The sequence below is a fragment of the Chelatococcus asaccharovorans genome (assembly GCF_003201475.1).
Taxonomy (GTDB): domain Bacteria; phylum Pseudomonadota; class Alphaproteobacteria; order Rhizobiales; family Beijerinckiaceae; genus Chelatococcus; species Chelatococcus asaccharovorans.
Genome location: NZ_QJJK01000005.1, coordinates 472,282 through 495,718, shown reverse-complemented (window position 1 = coordinate 495,718; position 23,437 = coordinate 472,282). Strand labels below are relative to the sequence as shown.

The following is a 23,437-nucleotide window of genomic DNA, read 5'->3' as shown; positions in this document are numbered from 1 at the left end:
CTCCTGGATCGACGCCTACAACACCCGACGACCCCACTCGGCCCTCAACGGCATCCCGCCATTCCAGAGGCTGAACAACCTTCTTGGAAACGACAGCTAGAGCATCTCTGAGGAACTCCGGTTCAGCGGAAAGGCTCCAGGTCTTTGTTTCTACGCATTGTCTTCACGCGAACCGGTGTCCACTTCGCTCGAAAGTGCTCAAGCCCGGAGCCCACGGAGACGTCCGAAGCAATGGCCGTTGCCGTACGACGTCCGCGTGGTTGCCCGGCGCCGATCACGCGAGACTTCGGTGCCAGGGCCGTGACGGTCGCTGCAGGTAACCCATGCGGGATCCCGGAGAGGTCGCAGCGCGTTGGGGCTATACCGGAAGCCGCCGCCACGATTTGGGAAGTGAAGCGATCATGATCGAAGCGCCTGCTCTCACCGACGCCGAACTGCGCTGGCTGGACGCCTATTGGCGCGCCGCGAACTATCTTTCGGTCGGGCAGATCTACCTTCTCGACAATCCGCTCCTGAGGGAACCGCTCACGCTCGCGCATATCAAACCGCGGCTGCTCGGCCATTGGGGGACGACACCAGGCCTCAACTTCATCCAGGCGCATCTCAACCGCGTCATCAAGCGCGATGATCTCAACGCCATCTTCATCTGCGGGCCGGGTCACGGCGGGCCCGCCGTCGTGGCCAACAGCTATCTCGAAGGCAGCTACACCGAGATCTATCCGCAGATCACCCGCGACGAGGACGGCCTGCGCAGGCTCTTTCGCCAGTTTTCCTTCCCCGGCGGAATTCCGAGCCACGCGGCGCCGGAGACACCCGGCTCGATCCACGAAGGCGGCGAACTCGGCTATGCGCTGTCGCACGCCTTCGGCGCAGCGTTCGACAATCCCGAGCTCATCGTCGCCTGCGTCATCGGCGACGGCGAAGCGGAAACCGGTCCACTCGCCGGCTCCTGGAACGGCATCAAGTTCCTTAATCCGGCGCGGGACGGCGTCGTGCTGCCGATCCTTCACCTGAACGGCTACAAGATCGCCAGTCCGACCGTGCTCGGCCGCATGGCCGATGCCGACGTCCGCAGCCTGTTCATGGGTTACGGCTACGAGCCCTTCTTCGTCGAGGGCGCCGATCCCGCGCCGATGCACCGTCAGATGGCGGCGACCCTCGACGCGGTCATCGCCCGCATCCGCGCGATCCAGGCGACGGCGCGCAACGGTGGCAGCGATGTGCCGCGCTGGCCGATGATCGTGCTGCGCAGCCCCAAGGGCTGGACCGGGCCGAAGGAGGTCGACGGCAAGAAGGTGGAGGGCTTCTGGCGCGCGCATCAGGTGCCGCTCGCCGGGCTCGCCGAAAATCCCGCGCATCTCGCCATGCTCGAAGAATGGATGCGCAGCTATCGCCCGGAGGCGTTGTTCGACGCCGAGGGGGCGCCGGTGACCGCCCTGATGGACCACGTCCCGGCCGGCACGCGGCGCATGGGCGCCAATCCGCATGCCAACGGCGGCCTCTTGCGAAAGCCGCTGCACCTGCCCGACTTCCGCGCCTATGCGGTCGCGGTGCGGGAGCCGGGCGCGTCGCAGGCCGAAGCGACACGCATCATGGGCGCCTATCTCAGCGACGTCATGCGCCTCAACGCATCAAGCCGCAACTTCCGCCTGATGGGCCCCGACGAGACCGCGTCGAACCGCCTCGACGCCGTCTTCGACGTCACCGACCGGGTGTGGATGGAGGCGACGATCCCCGAAGACGTGCATCTTGCGCCGGATGGACGCGTGATGGAGATCCTGAGCGAGCATCTCTGCCAGGGCTGGCTGGAAGGCTACCTGCTGACAGGCCGCCATGGCCTGATGTCCTGCTACGAGGCCTTCATCCATATCGTCGATTCCATGGTGAACCAGCATGCCAAATGGTTGAAGGTCTCGCGCAACCTCGCCTGGCGGCGGTCGATTTCTTCGCTCAACTATCTTCTGACCTCCCATGTCTGGCGGCAGGACCACAATGGCTTCAGCCATCAGGATCCGGGCTTCATCGACCATGTCGTCAACAAGAAGGCCGATATCGTACGCGTCTATCTGCCGCCGGACGCCAATACGCTGCTGTGGGTCACCGACCACTGCCTTGCGACTTACGACCGCATCAATGTCATCGTGGCCGGCAAGCAGCCCGCGCCGCAGTGGCTCGACATGGACCAGGCCGTGAAACATTGCCGGGCGGGCATCGGCATCTGGGATTTTGCCTCGAACGACGAGGGTTCCGAGCCGGATGTCGTCATTGCCGCGGCCGGTGACGTGCCGACGCTCGAGGCCATGGCCGCTGTCGATATTCTCCGCCGGCACCTGCCGCGGCTCAAGGTGCGTTTCATCAACGTCGTCGATCTCATGGCGCTGCAATCGGGCGATCAGCATCCGCATGGCTTGACGGAGCGCGATTTCGACGGCCTGTTCACGGCGGACAAGCCGGTGATCTTCGCCTATCACGGCTATCCCCATCTTATCCATCGCCTGACCTACAAGCGGCGCAATCACGACAACCTCCACGTGCACGGCTACCAGGAGGAAGGTACCACCACGACACCTTTCGACATGGTCGTGCTCAACCGGCTCGATCGCTTCCATCTCGCCATCGACGTGATTGACCGCGTGCCGGGTCTTGCCGCGACCGCCGCCCATCTGAAACAGGCGCTGCGGGACAAGCTTGTGGAGCACCGCGAATACATCTGCCGTTACGGCGAGGACATGCCCGCGATCCGCGATTGGAACTGGCCATACGAGACTTCTGCGCCAAGCAAACATCGCTGACGACAACGGGGTCTTGTAGGCCGCCATTGCGCCGTAATACATGTCAGACAGAATGTTAGCGGCGCGAGAGACGGCGCGGAGAGGACGGCGCATGCGCGTTGAGGACCAGACGGCGACGCTTGCCTTTCTCACCGATCCGGCGACCCATGGCGGGCGGGAGGTCACCACCATCGAGACGCATATCTCGGTGGTCGTGCTCGTGGGCGATGAGGCCTTCAAGCTGAAGCGCGCCGTGCGGCTGCCCTATGTCGATTTCTCGACGGTGGAGCGGCGCCTCGCTGCCTGTCGCGATGAACTCGCGCTCAACCGGCGCACGGCTCCGACGCTCTACCGTGCGGTGCGCCGCGTGACCCGCGAGGCCGACGGGCGGCTTGCCTTCGACGGCTCTGGTGCGCTGGTCGACGCGGTCGTCGTGATGGGGCGCTTCGACGCGAATGGGCTGTTCGACCGCATGGCCGTCGAGGGCCGGCTGACACCGGCGCTGATGACGGGGCTTGCGAACACCATCGCCCGCTTTCACGCGGAGGCTGCCGTCAGCCGGGAGCGCACCGGCGCGGCCGTGATGGCTGGCGTTCTCGCCATGAACGAGCGGGCCTTCGCGGCAACGCGGATCTTCACGCCGGAGGAGGTCGCATCCCTCTATGACGAACTTCAGCGCGCGTTCGCGGGCCATAAGGCGCTTCTCGACGCCCGCGGGCGGGCCGGCCGGATCCGCCACTGCCACGGCGATCTGCATCTGCGCAATATCTGCCTGGTCGATGGCACGCCGACGCTGTTCGATTGCCTGGAGTTCGACGCGAACCTGGCGACCATCGACGTCCTCTACGACCTCGCCTTTCTGCTCATGGATCTCTGGCATCGCGGGCTCGCGCCTTATGCCAATCTCGTCGCTAACCGGTATCTCGACGCCTGCGACGAAGCGGACGGGCTACCGCTCGTTCCATTCTTCATGGCGGTGCGGGCGGCGGTGCGCGCGCATGTGACGGCAACGCAGGCGGAAGAGGCCCGCGGCGAGCGGCAGGCGGAGCTGACACGCGAGGCGAAAAGCTATTTCGATCTGGCACGCCGGCTCCTCCGGCCCGTGCCAGCCCGTCTCGTGGCGATCGGCGGCCTGAGCGGCACCGGCAAATCGACCCTGGCTGCCGCCATAGCCGACCGCATCGGGCCGCCGCCCGGCGCGCGCATCCTGGCCTCTGACCGCATCCGCAAGCGCCTCCACGGCGTTTCGCCGGAAACGCGCCTGCCGGCCGAGGCCTATCGCCCGGAGATCTCGCGCGAGGTCTATGCCCGGCTGTTCACGGAAGCCCAGGCGACGCTGCAGCGCGGCCATGCCGCCATCGCCGACGCCGTCTTCGATCGTGCCGACACCCGCGCCGCGATCGCGGCCTGTGCTGCGGCGGCAGGCGTTGCCTTTTCCGGTCTCTGGCTCGACGCGCCGGCTGCGACCCTGGTGGATCGTGTTGCCGCGCGCCGCGGCGATCCCTCCGATGCGACGACGGATGTCGTGCAGGCACAGCTCGCGCGTGGGCCGGGCGCGGTCGATTGGACGCGGATCGAGGCCGGCCAGGACCGCGCCGCGACCGTCCAAGCCGCCCTTGATCGGCTCCTTCCTACAGACCAAGGCGCTCGATGATCGGGGAATTGCGCCGGAATGACACGGTGGTTCCGTGTAAAATCAGCTCGCTCAGGTGTCGTGCGGTTCCGAGCGTTCAGGACGTTTGAACCGACCTCGTGGAGCGAATTTGACATTTGAGTCCCGCCTGACCTGAGGCTCCAGATCAAATGTCAAATTCAAAAGCTCCACTAGAACCAATAACTTGCCAGTGGTTCTCTTGACTCCGACATTTGCTCCGAGGCCCGTATCAGGCGGATGCAAATGTCGGAGTCGAGCCACTAGCGTGCATCCGGCATCGTGAAATACTGTTCGAGGAGGCGGTAGGCCCAGAAGGCTTCATGCTCTCTGGCGCGCCGACGCAATTGTTCCGGCGTGAGGCCGGTATGGCGTCGCATCTGTCTGATCATGTGGGCTTGATCGGCAAACCCCGTCGTCGCGGCGAGCTGTGCCCAATCGACATCGTCCTTCTCGAGAGCCTCGTGGAGTTTGGCATAGAGCTGCTCGGTATGCCCGAGACCCTGGATGTCCCTCCGGCTGACGCCGGTCCAGGATTTGATTCGCCGCGCGATTTGCCGCGTGCTGCGTCCCAGATCGGTCATGGCGGCCCTATGCAGGAGATACCGGCTCCAGTCCTCTATCGATCTTATCGCCCCGATCCCGGCAGGGCGTGCACCGGCCCATATGTCCTGGAGCTCGGCTTCAAGAGCGGGCAGGCTGTTCTCGACATCGTCTCGCCGGACGGCATCGGCGAAACTGCGGCAGGACATCAACATCCGCTCCGGCAAGACCGCCTCGGCCTCTACCATGCGTCCTGTGAATCGGCTCAGATCGAGCCCGGTCATCGCAGAGAACGCATCCGGATAGAAGGAGATCGAAACTCCGTAGGTCTCGCCGGGGTTCCAGCTTACCAGTGGCCCGAGTTGCGGCCCGAAGACGGACAGGGCGGGCACTTTCTTCCCCATCGCGGGATCCTCCATCTGATCGGGATGATCGATCAGGTGGCAGTCGCCGGCGAGCACCCAGGCGATGCTGCAGAGCGGCGCTGCCGGGAAAAAATTGAAACGCTGCGCCGCGTCGAGCGTGACGCCACGCGTATCCCGAATGATGGTGCAAAAGACACAGCCAGCCATGCCGGGGCGCGGCCACACGATCCTGGAAGTCGTGGTCGACGTCACCGCTGGCTCTCCTGGCTCTCCTGACCCTAGATCGGCGAGGGATGTCCGAACCGTTCAATACCTGGACGGTCAAGTCTGAAAAATAGCGGCGAGATTGTCGTCGCACCAGTCTCGCCCGGGACGGGTGATCCTTCGGCACCTCCAGTGCCCGGAGGCAGCGGATCGTCGCGAGCAATTGAGGAGGCAGGGATGGAGCTGGCCGGACATGAGCCATCATTCGCTATGGTCAATCATGTGCTTGCCGACAGAGGCTTTTTTGTCACCTCGACCGACGCGATGATCACTTGGGCGCGGACGGGTTCAATGTATTGGGTGACCTTCGGTCTTGCCTGCTGCGCCATTGAGATGATGCAGGTCATGATGCCGCGCTACGACCTCGAGCGGTTCGGTTGCTTCCCTCGGGCCTCACCTCGGCAGGGCGATCTGATGATCGTCGCGGGCACGCTCACCAACAAGATGGCGCCCGCGCTGCGCAAGATCTACGATCAGATGCCGGAACCACGCTATGTGATCTCGATGGGGTCGTGCGCCAATGGCGGCGGCTACTACCACTATTCGTACTCCGTTGTGCGGGGCTGCGACCGTATCGTGCCCGTCGACATCTACGTAGCCGGCTGCCCGCCGGCGGCGGAAGCTCTGCTCTACGGGGTGATGTTGCTGCAGAAAAAGATCAGGCGCACCGGCACGATCGAGCGTTGAGCAACTGCCGCCGCAATCGCGCGGCTTAGAGCAAGTTCGCAAAAGCCGGATTTGCTCCGGCCAAACGTCCTCCGTCCCGGCGCCGCGGATCGCTCAAGCAGGTCTTGACCATGATCGGCCTCCGACAACGGCACGTCACAACCGACCTTGCGCGATGTCGTGCGGATGAAGTCCTCATCCGACGCTCCCACCTCTCAGATCTGGCCGCTGAACGCCCTTTCGAGCAACGCGCGGATCGCGGTGCGCGCGAGCGGCACCGGCGTCCAGTAGGGACTGGCCGTCGCCAGCTCAGCCGCGCGGTCGAGGCCCTCCTTCGGCATGCCGATGTCGGCCAGACGGGTTGGTGCGCCCACACGTCTCGCAAGGTCATGCAGCCCCTTGGCAGCGGTCGCCTCAGTGCCGAGCGCGTGACGGACCATCTCCATGGCCTCCGGCACGGCATCCGCGATAGAGGCAACGGCATGGGGAAGGATGACCGCGTGGGTCTCGGCATGCGGCAGATCGAACGAGCCGCCCAGCACATGGCAGAGCTTGTGATGGATCGACATGCTCACCGAACCGAGACAGCTGCCGGCAAGCCAGGCGCCATATGAGGCGAGGCGCCGCGCCTCGGCATCGGTTGGTGCAGCGACGATGCGCGGCAGCGCCCGCGCCAGGCTGCGGATCGCATCCGCGGCCATGAGCGAGATGATGGGGTTTCCGTCCGGCGCATAGAGCGCTTCCACGGCATGCGCGATGGCGTTGAGGCCGCTGGTTACGCTCATCGCGACGGGAAGCCCGAGCGTCAGGTCGACGTCATAGAGCGTGCTGGCCGGCAGGATCCGGGGATCGCGGCGCGTCGTCTTGATGCCGTCTTGCGTCTCGCCGAGGATCGGTGTCATCTCCGAGCCCGCATAGGTGGTGGGGATGGCGAGATGGGGCAGGCCCGTCCTGATGGACAGCGCCTTGCCGAGCCCGATGGTCGAGCCCCCGCCCACGGAGACGATGCCGTCGGCGGACGCCGCCACGAGGTCGTCCATCGCAAGCGCGGTCACCTCGACCGGCGTATGCATGATCGCGCGTGCGCACAGGCCGGCGCCGAGCCGGCCCAGCCGATCGGCAACAGACTGTGCGAGATCGATCTGCTGCGTCGTGCACAGGATGAGCGCACGGGTGACGCCGAGCCGCGATACTTCCGCACCAAGTTGCGCCAGGGTGCCGGTGCCGAACACGACCCGGTTCGGCTGCGCCTGATAGACGAAGCCCGACGCGCTCATCCCCTGGTTCCGGGCGCCAGCACGAAATCGTAGTCCAGGGCCAGATACGGGACAGCGACCACCGAACCATCGGGCGCGGTCCCCGCCTCGCATGGCCGGTAGCGGGTGACGAGGGAATTCTTCACGCCGAAGACCACGTCACTGTCGAGATAGGGGTCGCCGTCGATGAAGACATGCGTGATGAGCGTCTCGAAGCCCGGGGCGGCGATCATGAAGTGGACATGCTCGGGGCGGAAGGGATGGCGTCCCTGCGCGGCCAGCATGTCGCCGACGGGCCCGTCATTCGGGATCGGATAATAGCGCGGCCGGACGGACCAGAACCAGAACCGCCCCTCGTCATCGGCGCGAAACCGCGCGCGCATCGTCAACTCTGCCGACCGCTGCACGTCATAGGAGCCCTCCGCGTCGGAGTGCCAGCAGTCAACCGCCGCGCCGGCAAGCGGCCGAGCCGCCACGTCGCGGACGGTGCCCGAGATGAAAAGGGGCGTGCCCGGCACGCCATCGGACATATTGGCGCCGAGCGGAAGTTCCGGACGACCGTCGACGAAGAACGGACCGAGGACCGTGGTTTCGGTCGCGCCTTCCGGCTTCCGGTGGTTGATGGCGTCCACCAGCATCGATACGCCGAGCGTGTCGGAGAGCAGAACGAACTCCTGACGGACGTCGCTGCACATGTGGCCGACGCGGGTCAGGAAGTCTATGCCGTACTCCCATTCCGCCTGGCTTGGCTCGACCTCGCGGACAAAAGCGTGAAGATGCCTGATCAGGGCCTGGCTGACCTGACGCACGCGCGGGCTGCTCCCGCCCGATACCGCGCGCAGCGTCTCGTCGGTCAGGGTATTCTCGTCAAGATCGCGCATGGGGCTTCTCCCTCCGCAAAGCGCTGCTACAGGGCAGGCTTGCCGTCGAGCCAGCCGTCGCCGCGCCGGTACAGGGCATCCACCTCCGGGCCGACAAGGCCCGGCATGTCGGGCTTGACTGTATAACCGATGGCGGTCTGCAGATAGGCGAGGTGGCGATAGCCGACCGGAAAGGCATTGAGGCGCGCCGGGTCGAGGACCGGCGCCTTGGTTGGATCGACCGAATCGATGCGATCTTTCTCGTAGATCGGCTGGCGCAGATAGATCGCCCATTTGCCGTCACGCCGCTCGATGAAGTCGTAGAAGCGGCCGGTGCAAACGACATCGCAGAGCGTACCCTCGACCTCCGCTCTCTGGCTGATCGTCATCTTCGTCTGGGCGATCGCCCGGTCGCCGCGAATGTCGATCGACGAGCCGCCGAGGAAGTGGAGGATGCGCACACCCTTCTCGAACCCTTCCTTGCTGATGGCGATGAACTGATCGGGCGTTCCCTGGAACCAGGTAGCCATCATGCGTCCGTCGGGATGCCAGCAGGTCCGGAAACGATCCCAGTGGCACGCATCGCGCCAGATCACCCAGTTCTCGAGGAGATCACGAATCTCGAGCAAGTCGTTGCGCAAGGCCGACATACCATACTCCGCGTCGTTCTTTTCGTTCTTATACGTAAACTTGTTCATAATGTAAACGGCGCAGCGCGGTTTTGCGAAGAATTTGGCGTTCTGTCCGGAAAGATCCCCACGCGGTGGGGTTGCGCGGCGGCCAGCCCCTCATCGGATCAGCGCGCCGATAGCCCGCTCCGACCAGGGGTCAGCGGGTTCAGGCCGAGGGGCGATGCGAGGCGACGCTGGCCTCCAACTTCTTCTGGAGCATCTGCGCTGCGCGCAGCAGCGTCGCCTCGCACAGGGCCTTCTTCTCCGCGTCGAAGCGGGCGACGGGAATAGCCACATTCAACGAGGCGAGCGGATAGCCCGACTGGCTCAGTATCGGGACCGCGACGCCGGCGATGCCCGGCGTGAACTCCTCGGTCACATAGGCGAAGCCGGTCTTGCGAATGGCCTCGAGCTCGGCGCGCAAGCGTTCGACGGACTGGATGGTGCGCGGCGTGATGCGCTCGAAGGTCACGCGTGCAAGATACTCGTCCAGCATGACCTCGGGCAGCCGCGCCAGAAGCGCCTTGCCCCCAGAGGTGGCGTAGAGCGGCGCCACGTCGCCGCTGTGCATCGTATAATTCAGACGCTGCGGGCTCATCTCGCTCGCCATGACTTCGGATTTGTCGCCCTTGATAAAGTTGAGCGCGCAGGTTTCCTTGGTCTCAGAGGACATCCAGGCCAGAACAGGCCCCGCTGCCGTGATGAGATCTCCGCTGTCGTTCTCCCGTTTGGCGAGCTTGGCGATCGCCGGGCCCAGGCCGTAGCCCTTCGTCTGCGGAAAGTAGTCGAGGTAGCCGCGCTGCAGCAGCGTCTTGAGAAGCTGGGTCAAGCTGCTCTTGGGGATACCGAGCTCTTCGGCGATCTCGGTGTGGGTTTTTTCGGCATCCCAGCGACCGAGAAACTCGAAAAGATCAAGGACACGTGTCGCCGACTTCACGCTGCTTTGCAGCTGTTCGAGGCTCGCCCTGTCGTTTTCGCTCAACGTCTCATTCCGGTCGCCGTGGTTTCAAACAGGCACGTCTGGTGCCGTGGGTTCACGATACAGGCGTGTCTGTTCGCCGGATATCGATGACATCGGGATCAGGCCCGCGCAACCCCGTTGTCGACGCCGGACGGCGGCGCCGGGGTCATGCCGCCAGCCTTGTCTGCCAATGCGGCCTGCCGACGATGAGCCCCTGTCATGAAGGCCGACTTTCATCCGGGCGCGATAGCGGGCCGGCCCGCTGCGCTTCGGACAGGAACGATCGAAGTGCGTCGCCCGCAATCCGCCCCTGGATGCGAGGATCCAGCCCGCGGAGAGCGAGGGTCGGCGCCTCAAGGCTGAGCGGGATTCCGGACGGCAGCGCCCGCAGGAGATCCCGAACGGGCAGTTCGCCCTGACCGGGCAGAAGCCTGTTCCGGCGTGCTTCGTCACGCCGCTCCTCGAGGCTCGCCGGCGCCTGCCGGCGTCCGTCGCACAGCTGGATGTAGGAGAAGAGGGAGGGATCGTGGCTGGCGAGATCTGCGGGGACGGCGCCCGAGCGGAAGAACTGCAGCGTGTCGATCAGGAGGCCGGCATTGGGACGATCCACGTCCCGGATGCAGGACGCTGCGGCCTGGAGCGAGTTGACGCTGCAATAGGTGATGAACTCCAGCATGATGCGCAGGCCGAGCGGCGCGCCGATCTCGCAGAGCGCCTGAAAATTATCGACGAGGCGCGCCTCATCGGGGTCGTTGCCGACAACAAGGACGTGGCCTGCGCCAAGTCGCGCCCCCGCCTCCAGCGCGGGGCGCAGCGCCGGAACATCGGTTGCTTCGCCCAACCATATCGCCTCGATGTCGAGCAGGCCGATACCTGTATCCGCCAGCTTTCTGCCGATTGCGGCCATGGCGCCCGGTTCGGAGAGGACGTCGACAAGCGGATCGCCCGGCCGCGGGGCCACGAGACGGATGCCGCAATGGGTGAAGCCACCTTCCGCGGCAGCCTCGATCAAGGCCAGGGGGTGGACGTCGATCATCGTCAGATGATGAAGGGAGAGTACGCGCATGGGTGTGTCGAGCCGGTCCGCCAAGGAATTGTTCTTAATAGAGAACAATTCCCGCTATGAGAACAAAAATCTCAAAACCGTGACGGCCCCCGGCCCGCCGTCCAACCGGTCTGCGATCCGCGACGTCGCCGCTCCGCAGCAGTCGGACTTGGCTCTCGGTCAGTTGCCGAGGCCGGCCTCCTCGGTGCGCAAGCGGTAAATTGTCTTGCCCGCCGTGACGAACAGCGTGCGCCTGTCCGGCCCGCCGAAGCAGGTATTCGTCACCGTATCCTCAGGCACGGCAATCATTTCGACCAGGGCGCCCGAAGGCTCAAAGACGTAGACGCCCGCCCGATTCGCGAGCGTCTCCGCGAGGCCGCGGAGGGCATTGAGACCCGCGGCAACCCAAAGACGGCCCGAACGATCCACCGACAGGCCGTCGGCGCTTCGCCCATCGCCGAAATCATGCAGGACCCGCCCCTCGCCCGCTGCGCCCGTTTCGTCGAGCGCGAAGGCCAGCAGCCGGCGAATGCCGCCCGGCCTCGGATCATTTTCGACAAGATAGAGCGTGGCATCGTCGGGCGACACGACGATCCCGTTGGGCTCGCGGACGCGGTGGTGGTCGAGAATGCGGACAACCGTGCCGTCCGGATCGATGCGGTAGACCGCCGAGCCCGGCGTCAGCGTCGCCGGATCGCCGCGATCGGCGAGAAAGAATGGCCGCGATCCATCCGTGAAATAGATGCGACCGCGGCTGTCGAAGGTGATGTCCTTCGGCCCGCGAAACCGCCGTCCGCCATAAGCGGCGACGGTGATCCGCTCCTCGCCGGTCGCGAGATCGGTGCAGCTGATGCGCGCTTCGCGACCGCCCTCCCCTTCTCCCTCCTCGCAGATCCACAGCCGATCCTGCGGATCGCAGACCATGCCGTTGGCAAAGTTGGCGGGATAGCGAAAGAGGGCCAGATCGCCGTCGTCGCGCAGTCTCAGGATGCGGTTGCCCCGAACATCCGAGAAATAGAGCGTGCCGGCCCGATCGCAGGTCGGCCCCTCGGTGAAGGTCACCGTCGCCGCAACGGCCAGGCGGCCGTCACGTCCATCGGGATCCGGCCGCGTGCGAAGCGCCTCGCGCGGCACATCGAGAGGGCGGGTCATGACCGCCTCCATCCGGCGGCGCGATCCATCGCGGTCACAGAATGGGCGTGAAGTCGATCGATATCATCGATAATCATCATGGCAGTTCCGCTATGAGGGCGGCCGCTGTCGCGTCCGGGCGACCCAACACGCGGAAGCGCCCGGGTTTGTCGGAGCCTCAGCCGCTCGCCGCCGGCACGCGGCCGATTGGGCTGGTCGAGCCTAGGCGGGCGAAGGGCTTGCATCCAATCGAACAGGCGGACAATCTCAATCGACCGCATCGATATCCGGCCGCTTTCCGGCTGCATTCGGCGGTCAGGAATGGACGCGACACCGTGAAAGCCGCCAGTCTCTCTCAGTTCGATTTCAACCTCCTGCTCGCCTTCGAGGCGATCTACGCGGAGCGGCACGTGACGCGGGCGGCGCGCCGCCTGAACGTCGGCCAACCCGCCATGAGCCACAGCCTCGCGCGGCTGCGGGCGGCCTTCGACGACGAACTGTTCGTGCGCCATGCCGGCGGCGTCCAGCCGACGCCGCGCGCCATCGCCCTCATCGAGCCGATCTCCGTGGCGCTCTCGGCCATGCGCAGCGTGGTCGAAGGAAACCGCCGCTTCAATCCGCAGAAGGATGCCCGCACCTTTCGCGTCGTCATCTCCGACGATCTTGAAATGGGGCTCATTCCCGTTTTGATGGCGGAGCTCGCGGCGGTGTCGGACGGTTTGCGGCTGCAGACCGTGAGTGCCAATTCGGGCCGCGATCTCGATCTCATCGACATGGCGCAGGTCGATCTGGCGATCGGAATCTTTCCCGACGGCGGGCTGCACCACAAGCGCCGGGTCATCTGCGACCTCGAGCCTTACACTGTGCTTTACGATCCAGCCGTCACCGGCTTTTCGGCGCCGATCAGCGTCGATGACTATGTCGCGGTGCGTCATATCGCGATCGAATCGCGGCTGATGCTGAACGAGCGGATCGACAAGGCACTGGAGGCGTTCGGCCGGAGACGGGAGATCGCCCTGACGACGCCGCACGCGCTCGCGATCCCCTTCATGCTGAAGGAAGCGCCCCTGATCGCCACGATGCCTCGGCGCACGGCCGTCACGCTCGCGCCGCGCTTCGGGCTCGACGTGAACGCGCTGCCGTTCTCGTTTCCCTCCGAGTCGATCCTGATGATCTGGCACGAGTCGCATGGCGACGATCCGGCCAGCCTTTGGCTCCGCGAACGGGTGATGCGGGTCGCCAAGCGCATCCAGGCGCGTGATGCCGCGGCCGACCGCGCCGTGCCGGCGGCTTGCCTCACGCTGCCGGCAGATACAAGCGCCGTGGGGTGATGAACGCCGGCCAACAAGAGGCACGCTCCGCCTCCTGAGGGCGGTGACGAGGACTGACCTTTATCGGCGCGTCGTCAGATCGCGATATGCGCGTGGAGCGCCGCGATATCCAGCCCCGCCATGCTGCCCTCGCTCACGATCCTGCCCTTTGCCATGACGCCGAAGCGATCGGCGGCCCTGCGCACCAGGCTGAGGTTCTGCTCGATCAGCAGGATGGCCGTTCCCTGTGCCGCCACCTTTGCCGCGATATCCGCAACATCATCGACGATGACCGGGGCGAGCCCCTCGCTCGGCTCGTCGAGAACGAGACAGGTCGGGTTGCCCATCAGCGCACGGCCGAGCGCCAGCATCTGCTGCTGGCCGCCGCTGAGCGCCGTGCCCGGTGAGCGCGCGCGTTCCTTGAGGATCGGAAACAGCGCGAGAATCGTCTCGAGCGTCCAGTATCCCTTGCGCCCGGGCGCCGCGCCGAGAATGAGGTTCTCCTCGATCGTGAGGTTCGGGACGATCATGCGGCCCTGCGGCACGATGGCGATGCCGAGCTGCGCCGCCGTGAAGGTCCGCGGGTTCTTGAGCGCCCGTCCAGCAATGCGCGCGACGCCGGAGCCAATCCGCGCGATGCCGAGAAGGCTGTTGACGACCGTCGTCTTGCCGACGCCGTTGCGCCCGATCAGCGCCACCCGCTCGCCGGGCTCGATCGCAAAGGAGACGCCGTGGAGGATGTGCGCGCCGCCATAATAGGCGTGCACATCGTCGAACCGGATGCATGCGGTCATCCTTCACTCCCCAGATAGGCCCTGCGAACGGCCGGATCGCTGCGCACGGCCTTGGGCTCGCCCTCGGCGATGACCCGCCCCGTGTCGAAGACGGTGACGGAATCGGAGATGCCGAATATGACGTCCATATCATGCTCGACGAGGCACACCGTCGTTCCGGCGTCGCGCACGAGCGCCCTCAGCATGTCGGCAAGCGCCAGTGATTCCGCGCGCGACAGCCCGGCAGCCGGCTCGTCGAGCAGGAGCAGCTTCGGACTGCCCACGAGAGCGAGTGCCAGATCGAGCCGGCGCTGCTCGCCGTAACCGAGCTGGTTGGCGAGGCTCTCCAGATGCGCCGCCAGCCCGAGCGCCTCCAGGATCTCGCCGGGATCGCTGCCGAACCGCCTTGCCGCGAGCGACATCTGCTCCCGCACGGTGAGCTCCGGAAAGATGCTCGTGCGCTGAAACGATCGTGAAAGGCCGCGCAGCCGCCTGTCGACGGCGGAGAGGCGGGTGACCTCCTGTCCGAACAGCCGGATCCGGCCGGAGGCGGGCAGCTTGCGGCCCGAAATCGCATCGATGAAGGTCGATTTGCCCGAGCCGTTCGGCCCGATCAGTCCGCGAATCTCGCCGTCGGAGAGCCGGACCGATACCCCGTCGAGCGCCCGCACGCCGCCATAGCGCACTGCCAGATCGTCCACTTCGAGAATGGTGTTCATCCGTGCAGCCTCCGCGCGGCGCCGCGGATCCGGCGGGATACGAAGTCGGCGGCCCCCACCAGTCCCGTCGGCCAGACCGCCATGACGACGATGAGCGCGCTGCCGAGCGGCAACATCCAGTGATCGCCGAGAAACGTGACGCGATCGCGGACGAGGAAGAACATGAGCGCCCCGGCGACGGGCCCCCAGGCCGCAGCCGTACCGCCGACCATCGCCATGATCATGGCCTGGCCGGATGTCATGAAGCCGAGCACCTCCGGCGAGACGAAGCCGGTGTAGAGCGTGAAGAGCAGGCCCCCGATCGCGGCGAGCGCTGCGGAGATCACGAACACGATCACACGCGGCCAATAGATATCGTAGCCGATGAAGCGCGCCCGCTCCGGGTTCTCCCGGATCGCCAGGGTGAGCTGTCCCAAATGGCTGCGCTCGAACAGCGTCAGAGCACCGACCGTCACGATCGTCGTGATGCCCATGATGACGAACATCGTCTGCGGCGATTGGAGGGACGTCGTCGGCACGCCGAAGATCGTTTCCGGCAAGGCGATGCTGAAGCCGTCGGCGCCGCCGGTCGCGCCGCGCATGCGGTTGAACAGCTCGAAGACCGCGACGTTGATCGCCAGCGTCAGCATGCTGAAGGCGATGCCGGGCGAGCGCATGATGACCATCGCGACCAGCGCGGCGAGCGCGACGACGAGGACGAGCCCGATCGCTATGGCGAGTTCGATCGGCAGCCCCGAGAAGGTCGCCAGGATCCCGACGCTATAGCCGGCGAGGCCGAACCAGACGGCATGCCCGAAACTGAGCAGGCCGCTGTGCTTATGGATGAAGCCGGTGCCCATGGCGAGGAAGCCGAACATGAGAGCCTGGCTGCTCACGGCGATGACACGCGCGCTGCACAGTGTCGGCGCGAGCACGGTCACGACGACGGCGAGGACCGACCAGACGAGCCAGCGCGCCGCGCGGCTCCGGCTGCTGTCCGAGGCCTGGCGTGTGGGCAGGGGCAGCGATGATTCGAGAACCATGACGAGCCCCTACGAGATCCGCGCGCCGGCCAGGCCGGTGGGACGTATGACGAGAACCGCCGCCATCAGCACGAAGGGCAGCAGCGTGGTCAGGCTCGGCATGTAGACGGCGCCGAAAGCCTGGATCTGGCCGAGAAGAGCGGCGGCGACGATCGATCCACCGAAGCTGCCGAGACCACCGATCACCATCACGACGAAGGAATCGATGATGATCGCATCGCCCATGGACGGGGTGAGCGCGAGCAAAGGCGCGGCGGCCGCGCCGGCGAGGCCTGCCAGTCCGCAGCCGACGCCGACGACGAGGGCCCCGACGCGATCCGTATTCACGCCTTGTATGCCCGTTGCGACGATGTCGGTCGCGGCGGCGCGGGCATGAAGTCCGATGCGGGTCAGACGAAGCCAGGCCTGGAGCGCGACGGCGGCAACCACGGCGAGGGCGAGGACGACCAGCCGATAGACCGGATAGGGCGTGCCGAAAACATCAACCGGCCCGGTGAAATCCGGCGGCGGCAGCAGGCTGTAACTTTCGCGGCCCCAGACCAGTTGGACGAGATCCGTGACGATCAGAAACAGACCGAAGGTGATGATCAGAACCACGGCATGGGGCCGGTTCTGCAAGGGGCGGAAGCAGAAACGGTCGAGCGCGATGCCAACCACCGAGAGAGCCACGAAAGCCGCGGCGAGCGCGCCCCAGAAGCCGACAAAGGCACTCACCGACAAAGCGACATAGGCACCAAGCGTATAGAAGGCGCCGTGGGCGAAGTTCACGACCTGGCGAAGGCCGAAGATCAGGACGAGGCCCGACGAGAGAATGACGAGAAGGCCGCCATAGACAAGGCCGTTTAGCAACTGGATGATCATTGCCAGACTCGGGTGATGGAGAGGTTGAGCCCGCGTCTGGCGGGCCAGGAACGGTGCCGGGCAATGCGCCTAGAGACTGCGCATCTTGCAGGCCGGCGACACCGGCCGCTCGATCACCTCCGGGGCGTACTCGGCCTGCGGAACCGGCCGGAGCGCACCGCCAACAGACTGGACCTCGCCAAACCATTCGGGCCGCAGCAATTGATTGTCCGCCTTGCGGAGCTTGAGCGTGCCGAGCAGGGTCGGGACATCCGCCCCCGACAAGGCCTTGGCGATCGCCTTCGGATCATTGCTGCCCGACAGCCGGACGCCGTGCAGGATGATCTTGACCGCCAGATAGGCCTCGGCCTCGTTGCGCGACGGGAGCTTGCCGAACTTCTGCATCCAGCTCTGCGTGAAGGCCACGTTCTCCGGCGTCTCGATCGTCGGCGCATAGTCGAACTCACCCTGATAGCCGCGCATGTTGGAGCCGGTGGCGTCGATGGTGGGCTGCGTCAGCAACGCGATCCCCGCGACGACACGCCCGGTCGAGAAGGCGTAGCCAGCAGCCTGATTGACGAAGTTGATCGCATCCTGTCCGCCGAGGATGGTGACGACGATTTGCGCCCCGGATGCCGACAGCTGCTGTATATACGGCCCGAAATCCTTGTTGCCGAGCGGTGTCAAGATCGTCGCGACCACGTTTCGCCCTTCTTCCGCGGCGATGGTTTTGAGCGCGGCAGAGGAATCCTGACCCCAGGCGAAATCGGCAGCAATGATCGCGATCTTCTTCTCCGGCCGTGTCTTCAGCCAAGGCCGGAAGGCGGCCATATCCATGGAGTCGGACGGAAGCAGATGGAAGAGCCGCGGCGAACAGGCTTCACCGGTGATGCGGTCCGACTTCGCCAGCCCGGAAAAAAGGATCGCGTCCCAGCGGCTGAGCTGATTGGCCAGCGCCAGCACGACGGAGGAAAAGACAGGTCCTGTCAGGATCCGGTATCCGTCGAGCGTCAGCCTTTCGGCAACGCGGCGCGCGCCTTCGGGCGTTCCTTCGTCGTCGGCCGTTGCGAGGCTCACTGTGAAGCCGGCGATGCCGCCCGCGGCATTGGCCTCGTCCACGGCGAACTGCGTGCCGCGCAGCATCTCCGCGCCATTGGCCGCGAACGTGCCGGTCTGCGTGCTCACGAGGCCGATCTTGACCTCATCGGCGAAGCTCGCCGAGGCGAGCAACGCGCAGGCCGCGGCAAGTCCTGCGGCAAGGCCGAACGCCAGCTGTCTGCTTATCGTCATTGTCATCCTCCCTTGAAATATTGTCCTTAGAGCAAGTCCGTCTTTTGCGGACTTGCTCCGCTCAGAAATTAACGAGCAAATTCCCCGACTTAGATGCCATCAAACGGTTCCATCTCAGTCGGATTTGCTCGAGGCGCGTCTGAGCTGCGCGCCGGGCGTCATTGTCGTCCGCGAGCCGCATCGCACCGCTCCCCCGGCGGATGCGTCGTCGCCTCGCCTGTCAGGCGCCTGCGATCAGGATCGCGGCAAGCGCGTCCGCCTTCGAAGCAAAGGGCGAATGACCGCTTTCGAGCGAATGAACCGCGAACCGGTTGTCGGGATAGGCGGCATCGGCCTCGCGGATCATCCGGTCCTGCAGGGCCAGCGGGATCGCCTGGTCGAGCGTGCAGCGGACATAGCTCCTCGGAACCCTGCCCCAGTGCGCCGCCGTGCCGCGCGCGTCGCCATTGACCGCGCCAAGCGGCAGATCGGGCGTCAGTGCGTTGAGATGCGGCGCGAATTCGTCAAAGCCGAGATCGTTGAAGAAGGTGGCGCGCATCTCCTCGATATAGGCCGCGTCGGTGGAGCGCGGATTGATGCGAACGGCGCCGGTCAGGTCGGGATTGCCGATGAACACCGCGCTGCGTGCGCCCTCGTTCTCCGGCAGGCCGATATAGGCCAGCGAGTTCGGAAAGATGACCGGCACATAGGCGGTGACATAGACGATACGCTGCAGCCTGTCCGCCCGCAGGTCCCCCGCCCTCGTGACAACGAGGCCGCTCATGCTGTGCCCGACAAGTGTGACGTCCGCAGACTCATCGATCGCATCGATGACGTCCGTGACCGCATGCGCATAGTCGTCGAGTGTCTCGCCTTTGCTCGGCGAGGGCTCGCTGAGCAGCGCCTCAGTGTCCTGCGCGAGATAGGACCGGGGAAACTTCGCCTTCAGCCCGTGACCGGGAAGGTCGATCGCGATGACGCTCGCCCCCTGCCGGGCCAGCGCGAGGGCGACCGCGTTCCAGTGCAAGGCATTGTGCCAGGCGCCATGAACGAGGACGAAGACCCGTCGCGATGGCTCGCGCGGCGCGGAGGAGGCCTGCGCCGGAACGGCCGAGCCTAGAGTGATGCCACCGATCGTCATTCCAGTCAGAAGATCCCGCCAGCCAGAACATCTCGTCTCTTCATCAGGTCCTCCCGCGTTCGCGCCAGGCTCCGATCGAAGTCGGCGGGACGCATGTCCCGATGGGCCAATCCGAAGCACCTCCGCGGCTTCAAGCCGTCTCGCTCCGACCGGGAGGACCTTACGGCGGCGCAAAGCCGCTGATCCAATCGACCGTGTTGACGATGGTTATCGATGGCGTCGATGGTGTCCGGACGCGGGCGGACAAGGTGGCGACTGACATTCGCCACAGCGGGGACCATGCGTGACCACGGTCGAGCGCGGCAGGTGTCCACCGACTGCCGGCGGCCAGGGTGATGCACCAATCCGGATCGGAACCGCAGCCGGACGTCACACGGATTCGGATCCGAACCGCAACCTCGGATCATGCCGGCGCAGCGCAGCAAGGCGTACCGCTAACGGTGCCGGCCGTCTAGGGTGAGAGGCATTGCAGCAATCTCGGATCGGACCGGACCTCGCCCGGTACTCCGCTGAATGCCACGTGGCCGCGATCCATCACATAGATCCGATCGGCAAGCCGGAAGGCGAGGTCAAGATGCTGCTCGACGAGAATGATGGAGATCTCTCGGGCAAGCTCCGACAGGCGGTCGCCGATCTCGTCGATCACGCCGCTCCACACGCCCTCGGTTGGCTCGTCCAGGAGCAGGATCTTCGGATCGGACAGGATGGCCCGGCCGATAGCAACCATCTTCCGTTCGCCGCCGCTGAGCGCGCCGGACCGGTGGTTCAATCGCTCGCCCAGCTTGGGAAAAAGAGCAATGGCGCGGTCGATGCCACCGCTCCGCCCTGCCCCGATCTTCAGATTATCGCGGACGGAAAGGTTGCTGAAGATCGGCAAGTCCTGCGGCACATAGGCGATGCCCGCTCGGATACGTCGCTCCGTGCTCAACCGCGTGATCGCCACGTCGCCGAGCTTCACGTCGCCACCCGTTGCGGGAAGTTCGCCAATCAGCACCTTGAGCAGCGTCGATTTACCGGCCCCATTGCGTCCAAGCACGGCGGTGACGCCGGGGGTCGCGACCGAAAGATCGACGTCGAACAGGATGCGAACGCGGCCATAGCCGCCCGAGAGGCCTGTGGCGCTCAAAGCAAGACTAGACACGGGTAAGATAAACCTCCTTGACCTCGCTGCTGTCTTGGACCTCGCCCACGGTGCCGCTCTTCACCACTCTTCCCCGGTCAAGGACGGTCAGCCGGTCGCTGATGTCCCGGATGAAGCTGAGGTCATGCTCGACGATCACGATCGCGCAAGACGAGATGAGCGAGCGAAGCAGCGCACCGGTGTGGGCCCGTTCGGGCAGGCTCATTCCAGCGGTCGGTTCGTCGAGCAGCAGCAGGCGAGGACGCCGCGCCAGCGCCATGGCGATCTCGAGCCATTGCTGCTCACCATGGGACAGGTCGGCGGCCTGCTCGTCCCGCCGCTCCCAGAGCTTGAATTGATCCAGCAGGTCGTCGATCTCATCGGCGAGCGCGCCCCGGGAACGGGATAGGGCGAGGGTGGCGAGCCTGGCATGCGACTGTGCCGCGAGCAGGATGTTGTCGTAAACCGAAAGCGTCTCGAAGACGCTGGTGATCTGGAACTTGACGCCGATGCCCCGTCGCGCTCGCTCCGTGGTACTTTGTTGGGAGATCGGCTTTTCCTCGAACAGGATTTCGCCGGATGTCGGCTCGACATCTCCGACGATGCATTTCATCAGCGTACTCTTGCCGGAGCCGTTGGGACCGATGAGACCGTGGATGGTGCCCGCTTCGGTGGCCAGCGACACATCCTGCAAGGCGGTGAGCGCGCCGAACCGCTTCGTCAGGCTCGCGATCTGGAGCAACGTCATGACGATTGTCCCGAAGCGCGCCGGGAGGTCCCGAACCTGCCGATGCGCTCCCGGTCGCTCACGAGGAGGCCGACAAGGCCCGACGGGCGGAAGATCACCAGCAGGAGGAGCAGAATGCCGAGCAGAATCGGCCAGAGGTAGGGGAACTGATCGGCGAGTTTGTAGCTCAGTCCCTCGATGAGGATCACCCCGATCACCGGACCGATCAGCGTGCCGATACCGCCGAACAACCCGTAGAGGACCGCTTGCGTCGCCAGCGTGACGCCGATCACGTTAGGCGCGATGAAGCCCTCGTGAAGCGCATAAAGTCCGCCCGACAATCCCCCGATCGCGCCGGCGAAGGTGAATGTGATCACCCGGAGCACCACGACATCGTATCCGAGGAACGCGATCCGCCGTTCGTCGGTCCGCAGCCCGGCCAGCACGAGTCCGAGCTGCGACCGGACCAGGAACCTGCAGATCAGATAGGTGGCGAGCAGGGTGAGCAGCGCGAGGACGTAGAACGGCACGCCGAGGTCGATCGAGAACGATCCCAGCGAAGGCGCCGACGGAACCGACAGGCCGTTTTGCCCGCCGAGGACATTGGTGGTGCGGACGATGCGTTCGGCGATATAGGTCGCAGTCAGCGTACCAAGCGCGGCGAGCATCGCCGACGAGGCGCCGATGCGGCGACCGAAGAGCAGGATGGCGATGATCAGCGCCAGCGCCGCGCCGATGGCAAGCGTTGCGGGAAAGACGGCGATCAGGGGCGCTGAACCGGTGAGTTTGACGGCCATGGCGACGGCGTAAGCGGCCGCACCGAAGAAGAGGCTCTGGCCGAAGCTCATGATGCCGGCATAGCCCCAGACCAAGTCGAAGCTGAGCGCCAGCAACGCCAATATGAGGAACCGCGTGAGGAGAATGGTGAAATAGTGGCTGACGACGAACGGCGCCAGCACGAGGACGAGCAGAACCAAGAGCTCGAGCAGGATGAGGCGCCCACCGCGGCGGTGGGCTTGGGAATGACAATCGGCCAAAGGGCCCTCCAGACGCCAGATGGCTATTCGGACGGATTGGGTCGCCGCACGGCGCGGCGGGCACGACCCGGTCGGCGATCAGCAACTGCCGGGTGCGCGCAGTCCGTCGCTCTGCGATACGACGTCGAAGGCGCCATTCCTGGCCACCGCGACATACATCTTCATCGCGCAGCGCTGGAAGCTCGGATCCACTTCCGCCGGCGTGCCTGGTCCTTCGGTGAGCTTGCCGTGACGAAGGGCCGCCGCGACGGCAGCGGAGTCCAGCGTGCCTGCCGAGGCAACCGCCGCGGCCCACAGCTTGAAGCCGCGAAAGATCCCCGTCGCGCCGCTCGAACTGGTCAGAAGTGTGCCTGGGAATGCCCTGGCATAGGCATCGACCAAGCCCTTGGTCGCCTCATCGCCGGCAGCACCGACCGCGGGGAAATAGTCGGCGCAGCCGATCAGCCCCTCGACCTCTTCCGGCGGCGTCAGGGTCATGAGCGACTCATCGTAGAACACACAGGCCGTGCGCCCGCCCTTCTTCTGATAGCCCGACTCGTAGAGGCCCTTGAACAGGGGTGCGAGTCCCGGCGGAATGACAGAGCTCAGAACAAGGTCGACCTTGTTCGAGAGAATGCTGTTGATCACCGGTCCGAATTCGAGCTGATCGAGCGGAAACAGCTGTTCCACAACCACCTCGCCGCCGGCCTTCAGAATGTCTGCGCGCGCACTCTCGTTGAAGGTCTGCGGCCAGATGTAGTTGGAGCCGAGCAGAGCGTAGCGTCTGGCACCGGTGCTCCGCACATAGGGGATCAGCAGGCTCGTCTGCTGCGCCGTCGTCGCTCCGGTTGCAAACAAAAGCGGCCGGCACGTGATGGCCTCGCTGCTCATCGGATAGATGTAAATGCGCTTGCCGCGACCGACCACTACGTCGGCGATCGCATTGCGGGCCGAACTGGTGATGCCGCCGATGACCACGTCGACATTGTGCGCTTCCACCAGTTTGCGCGCCGCCGTGACCGAGATGGCTTCGTTGGTTCCCGTGTCCTCCGTTATCACCTCGAGCCGGCGGCCGAGCAGACCACCGGCGCCGTTGATCTCGTCGGCGATCAACTGGGCCATCTTGGGGAAGGTGCCGCCGGTAAAGGACAGCGCTCCGGTCAGGTCGGCGGCAATGCCGACGCGGATGGGGCCCGACGGCTGCGCGCGCACGATCGCCGGCGCGAGCCCCCACGCCGCTGCGGCCAGCCCGCCCGCGCCCGCAAGGAAGTGGCGACGCTGCATTCCTGGCCTCGCGCCAGAATCCCTCTGTTTCC

At 65.4% G+C, this 23,437-nt stretch carries 22 protein-coding genes; 5 read left to right on the top strand and 17 right to left on the bottom strand.

Annotation, left to right across the window (positions count from 1 at the left end):
* The 3 genes from C7450_RS35110 to C7450_RS14375 all read left to right on the top strand — a co-directional run.
* On the top strand, positions 1 to 100 hold a 100-nt coding region (locus C7450_RS35110; RefSeq protein WP_146227340.1), incomplete at its 5' end, for an integrase core domain-containing protein.
* 301 nt (positions 101 to 401) lie between these two features.
* Positions 402 to 2,792 carry a phosphoketolase family protein gene (locus C7450_RS14380; RefSeq protein ID WP_110375168.1) on the top strand — a complete coding sequence of 797 codons (2,391 nt, stop codon included), beginning with the start codon at positions 402 to 404 and terminating at the stop codon, positions 2,790 to 2,792.
* A 91-nt stretch (positions 2,793 to 2,883) separates the two neighbouring features.
* Positions 2,884 to 4,425 (top strand): bifunctional aminoglycoside phosphotransferase/ATP-binding protein, encoded by a 1,542-nt coding sequence (locus C7450_RS14375; protein ID WP_110375110.1) that lies wholly within the window; start codon positions 2,884 to 2,886, stop codon positions 4,423 to 4,425.
* Between the two features lie 260 nt (positions 4,426 to 4,685).
* Here the strand turns inward: C7450_RS14375 and C7450_RS14370 are convergent, their stop codons facing one another.
* A complete protein-coding gene (locus C7450_RS14370; RefSeq protein WP_146227339.1) occupies positions 4,686 to 5,582 on the bottom strand; it encodes a helix-turn-helix domain-containing protein in 897 nt (298 codons plus the stop codon).
* A gap of 174 nt (positions 5,583 to 5,756) precedes the next feature.
* Between C7450_RS14370 and C7450_RS14365 the strand changes: the two genes are divergently transcribed.
* Positions 5,757 to 6,281 (top strand): NuoB/complex I 20 kDa subunit family protein, encoded by a 525-nt coding sequence (locus C7450_RS14365; protein WP_425351208.1) that lies wholly within the window; start codon positions 5,757 to 5,759, stop codon positions 6,279 to 6,281.
* A 194-nt stretch (positions 6,282 to 6,475) separates the two neighbouring features.
* Here the strand turns inward: C7450_RS14365 and C7450_RS14360 are convergent, their stop codons facing one another.
* From C7450_RS14360 to C7450_RS14335, 6 genes are all read right to left on the bottom strand, one after another.
* Positions 6,476 to 7,537 carry a maleylacetate reductase gene (locus tag C7450_RS14360; protein ID WP_110375107.1) on the bottom strand — a complete coding sequence of 354 codons (1,062 nt, stop codon included), beginning with the start codon at positions 7,535 to 7,537 and terminating at the stop codon, positions 6,476 to 6,478.
* Complete coding sequence (locus C7450_RS14355) at positions 7,534 to 8,397, bottom strand: intradiol ring-cleavage dioxygenase (RefSeq protein ID WP_110375106.1); 864 nt, start codon at positions 8,395 to 8,397, stop codon at positions 7,534 to 7,536. The genes C7450_RS14360 and C7450_RS14355 overlap by 4 nt, the downstream gene beginning before the upstream one ends.
* 26 nt (positions 8,398 to 8,423) lie before the next feature.
* Positions 8,424 to 9,026 (bottom strand): nuclear transport factor 2 family protein, encoded by a 603-nt coding sequence (locus C7450_RS14350; protein WP_110375167.1) that lies wholly within the window; start codon positions 9,024 to 9,026, stop codon positions 8,424 to 8,426.
* Between the two features lie 187 nt (positions 9,027 to 9,213).
* On the bottom strand, positions 9,214 to 10,029 hold the full coding sequence (locus C7450_RS14345) for an IclR family transcriptional regulator (protein WP_110375105.1): 816 nt from the start codon (positions 10,027 to 10,029) through the stop codon (positions 9,214 to 9,216).
* 196 nt (positions 10,030 to 10,225) lie between these two features.
* Entirely contained in the window at positions 10,226 to 11,074 is an 849-nt protein-coding gene (locus tag C7450_RS14340) for a sugar phosphate isomerase/epimerase family protein (RefSeq protein WP_110375104.1), read from the bottom strand.
* 159 nt (positions 11,075 to 11,233) lie between these two features.
* Entirely contained in the window at positions 11,234 to 12,205 is a 972-nt protein-coding gene (locus C7450_RS14335; RefSeq protein ID WP_170147245.1) for an SMP-30/gluconolactonase/LRE family protein, read from the bottom strand.
* Between the two features lie 314 nt (positions 12,206 to 12,519).
* Between C7450_RS14335 and C7450_RS14330 the strand changes: the two genes are divergently transcribed.
* Positions 12,520 to 13,515, top strand: coding sequence for a LysR family transcriptional regulator (locus C7450_RS14330; RefSeq protein ID WP_170147244.1), 996 nt, complete (start codon positions 12,520 to 12,522; stop codon positions 13,513 to 13,515).
* A 74-nt stretch (positions 13,516 to 13,589) separates the two neighbouring features.
* Here the strand turns inward: C7450_RS14330 and C7450_RS14325 are convergent, their stop codons facing one another.
* The 10 genes from C7450_RS14325 to C7450_RS14275 form a co-directional block, all read right to left on the bottom strand.
* Positions 13,590 to 14,288, bottom strand: coding sequence for an ABC transporter ATP-binding protein (locus C7450_RS14325; RefSeq protein WP_110375101.1), 699 nt, complete (start codon positions 14,286 to 14,288; stop codon positions 13,590 to 13,592).
* On the bottom strand, positions 14,285 to 14,986 hold the full coding sequence (locus tag C7450_RS14320) for an ABC transporter ATP-binding protein (protein WP_110375100.1): 702 nt from the start codon (positions 14,984 to 14,986) through the stop codon (positions 14,285 to 14,287). The genes C7450_RS14325 and C7450_RS14320 overlap by 4 nt, the downstream gene beginning before the upstream one ends.
* Complete coding sequence (locus C7450_RS14315; RefSeq protein ID WP_110375099.1) at positions 14,983 to 16,008, bottom strand: branched-chain amino acid ABC transporter permease; 1,026 nt, start codon at positions 16,006 to 16,008, stop codon at positions 14,983 to 14,985. Before C7450_RS14315 ends, C7450_RS14320 begins: the two co-directional genes overlap by 4 nt.
* Positions 16,009 to 16,017: 9 nt before the next feature.
* Positions 16,018 to 16,869 (bottom strand): branched-chain amino acid ABC transporter permease, encoded by an 852-nt coding sequence (locus C7450_RS14310; RefSeq protein WP_110375098.1) that lies wholly within the window; start codon positions 16,867 to 16,869, stop codon positions 16,018 to 16,020.
* A 69-nt stretch (positions 16,870 to 16,938) separates the two neighbouring features.
* The gene (locus tag C7450_RS14305) at positions 16,939 to 18,138 is read right to left on the bottom strand and encodes an ABC transporter substrate-binding protein (RefSeq protein WP_170147243.1); all 1,200 of its coding nucleotides are present in this window, start codon (positions 18,136 to 18,138) and stop codon (positions 16,939 to 16,941) included.
* Positions 18,139 to 18,358: 220 nt separating this feature from the next.
* Entirely contained in the window at positions 18,359 to 19,258 is a 900-nt protein-coding gene (locus C7450_RS14300; RefSeq protein WP_110375096.1) for an alpha/beta fold hydrolase, read from the bottom strand.
* A gap of 451 nt (positions 19,259 to 19,709) precedes the next feature.
* On the bottom strand, positions 19,710 to 20,399 hold the full coding sequence (locus C7450_RS14290; protein WP_245449726.1) for an ABC transporter ATP-binding protein: 690 nt from the start codon (positions 20,397 to 20,399) through the stop codon (positions 19,710 to 19,712).
* Positions 20,392 to 21,126 (bottom strand): ABC transporter ATP-binding protein, encoded by a 735-nt coding sequence (locus tag C7450_RS14285; RefSeq protein WP_110375093.1) that lies wholly within the window; start codon positions 21,124 to 21,126, stop codon positions 20,392 to 20,394. Before C7450_RS14285 ends, C7450_RS14290 begins: the two co-directional genes overlap by 8 nt.
* The gene (locus C7450_RS14280) at positions 21,123 to 22,142 is read right to left on the bottom strand and encodes a branched-chain amino acid ABC transporter permease (protein ID WP_110375092.1); all 1,020 of its coding nucleotides are present in this window, start codon (positions 22,140 to 22,142) and stop codon (positions 21,123 to 21,125) included. Before C7450_RS14280 ends, C7450_RS14285 begins: the two co-directional genes overlap by 4 nt.
* A gap of 78 nt (positions 22,143 to 22,220) precedes the next feature.
* The gene (locus C7450_RS14275; protein ID WP_110375091.1) at positions 22,221 to 23,405 is read right to left on the bottom strand and encodes an ABC transporter substrate-binding protein; all 1,185 of its coding nucleotides are present in this window, start codon (positions 23,403 to 23,405) and stop codon (positions 22,221 to 22,223) included.
* Positions 23,406 to 23,437 lie beyond the last annotated feature (32 nt).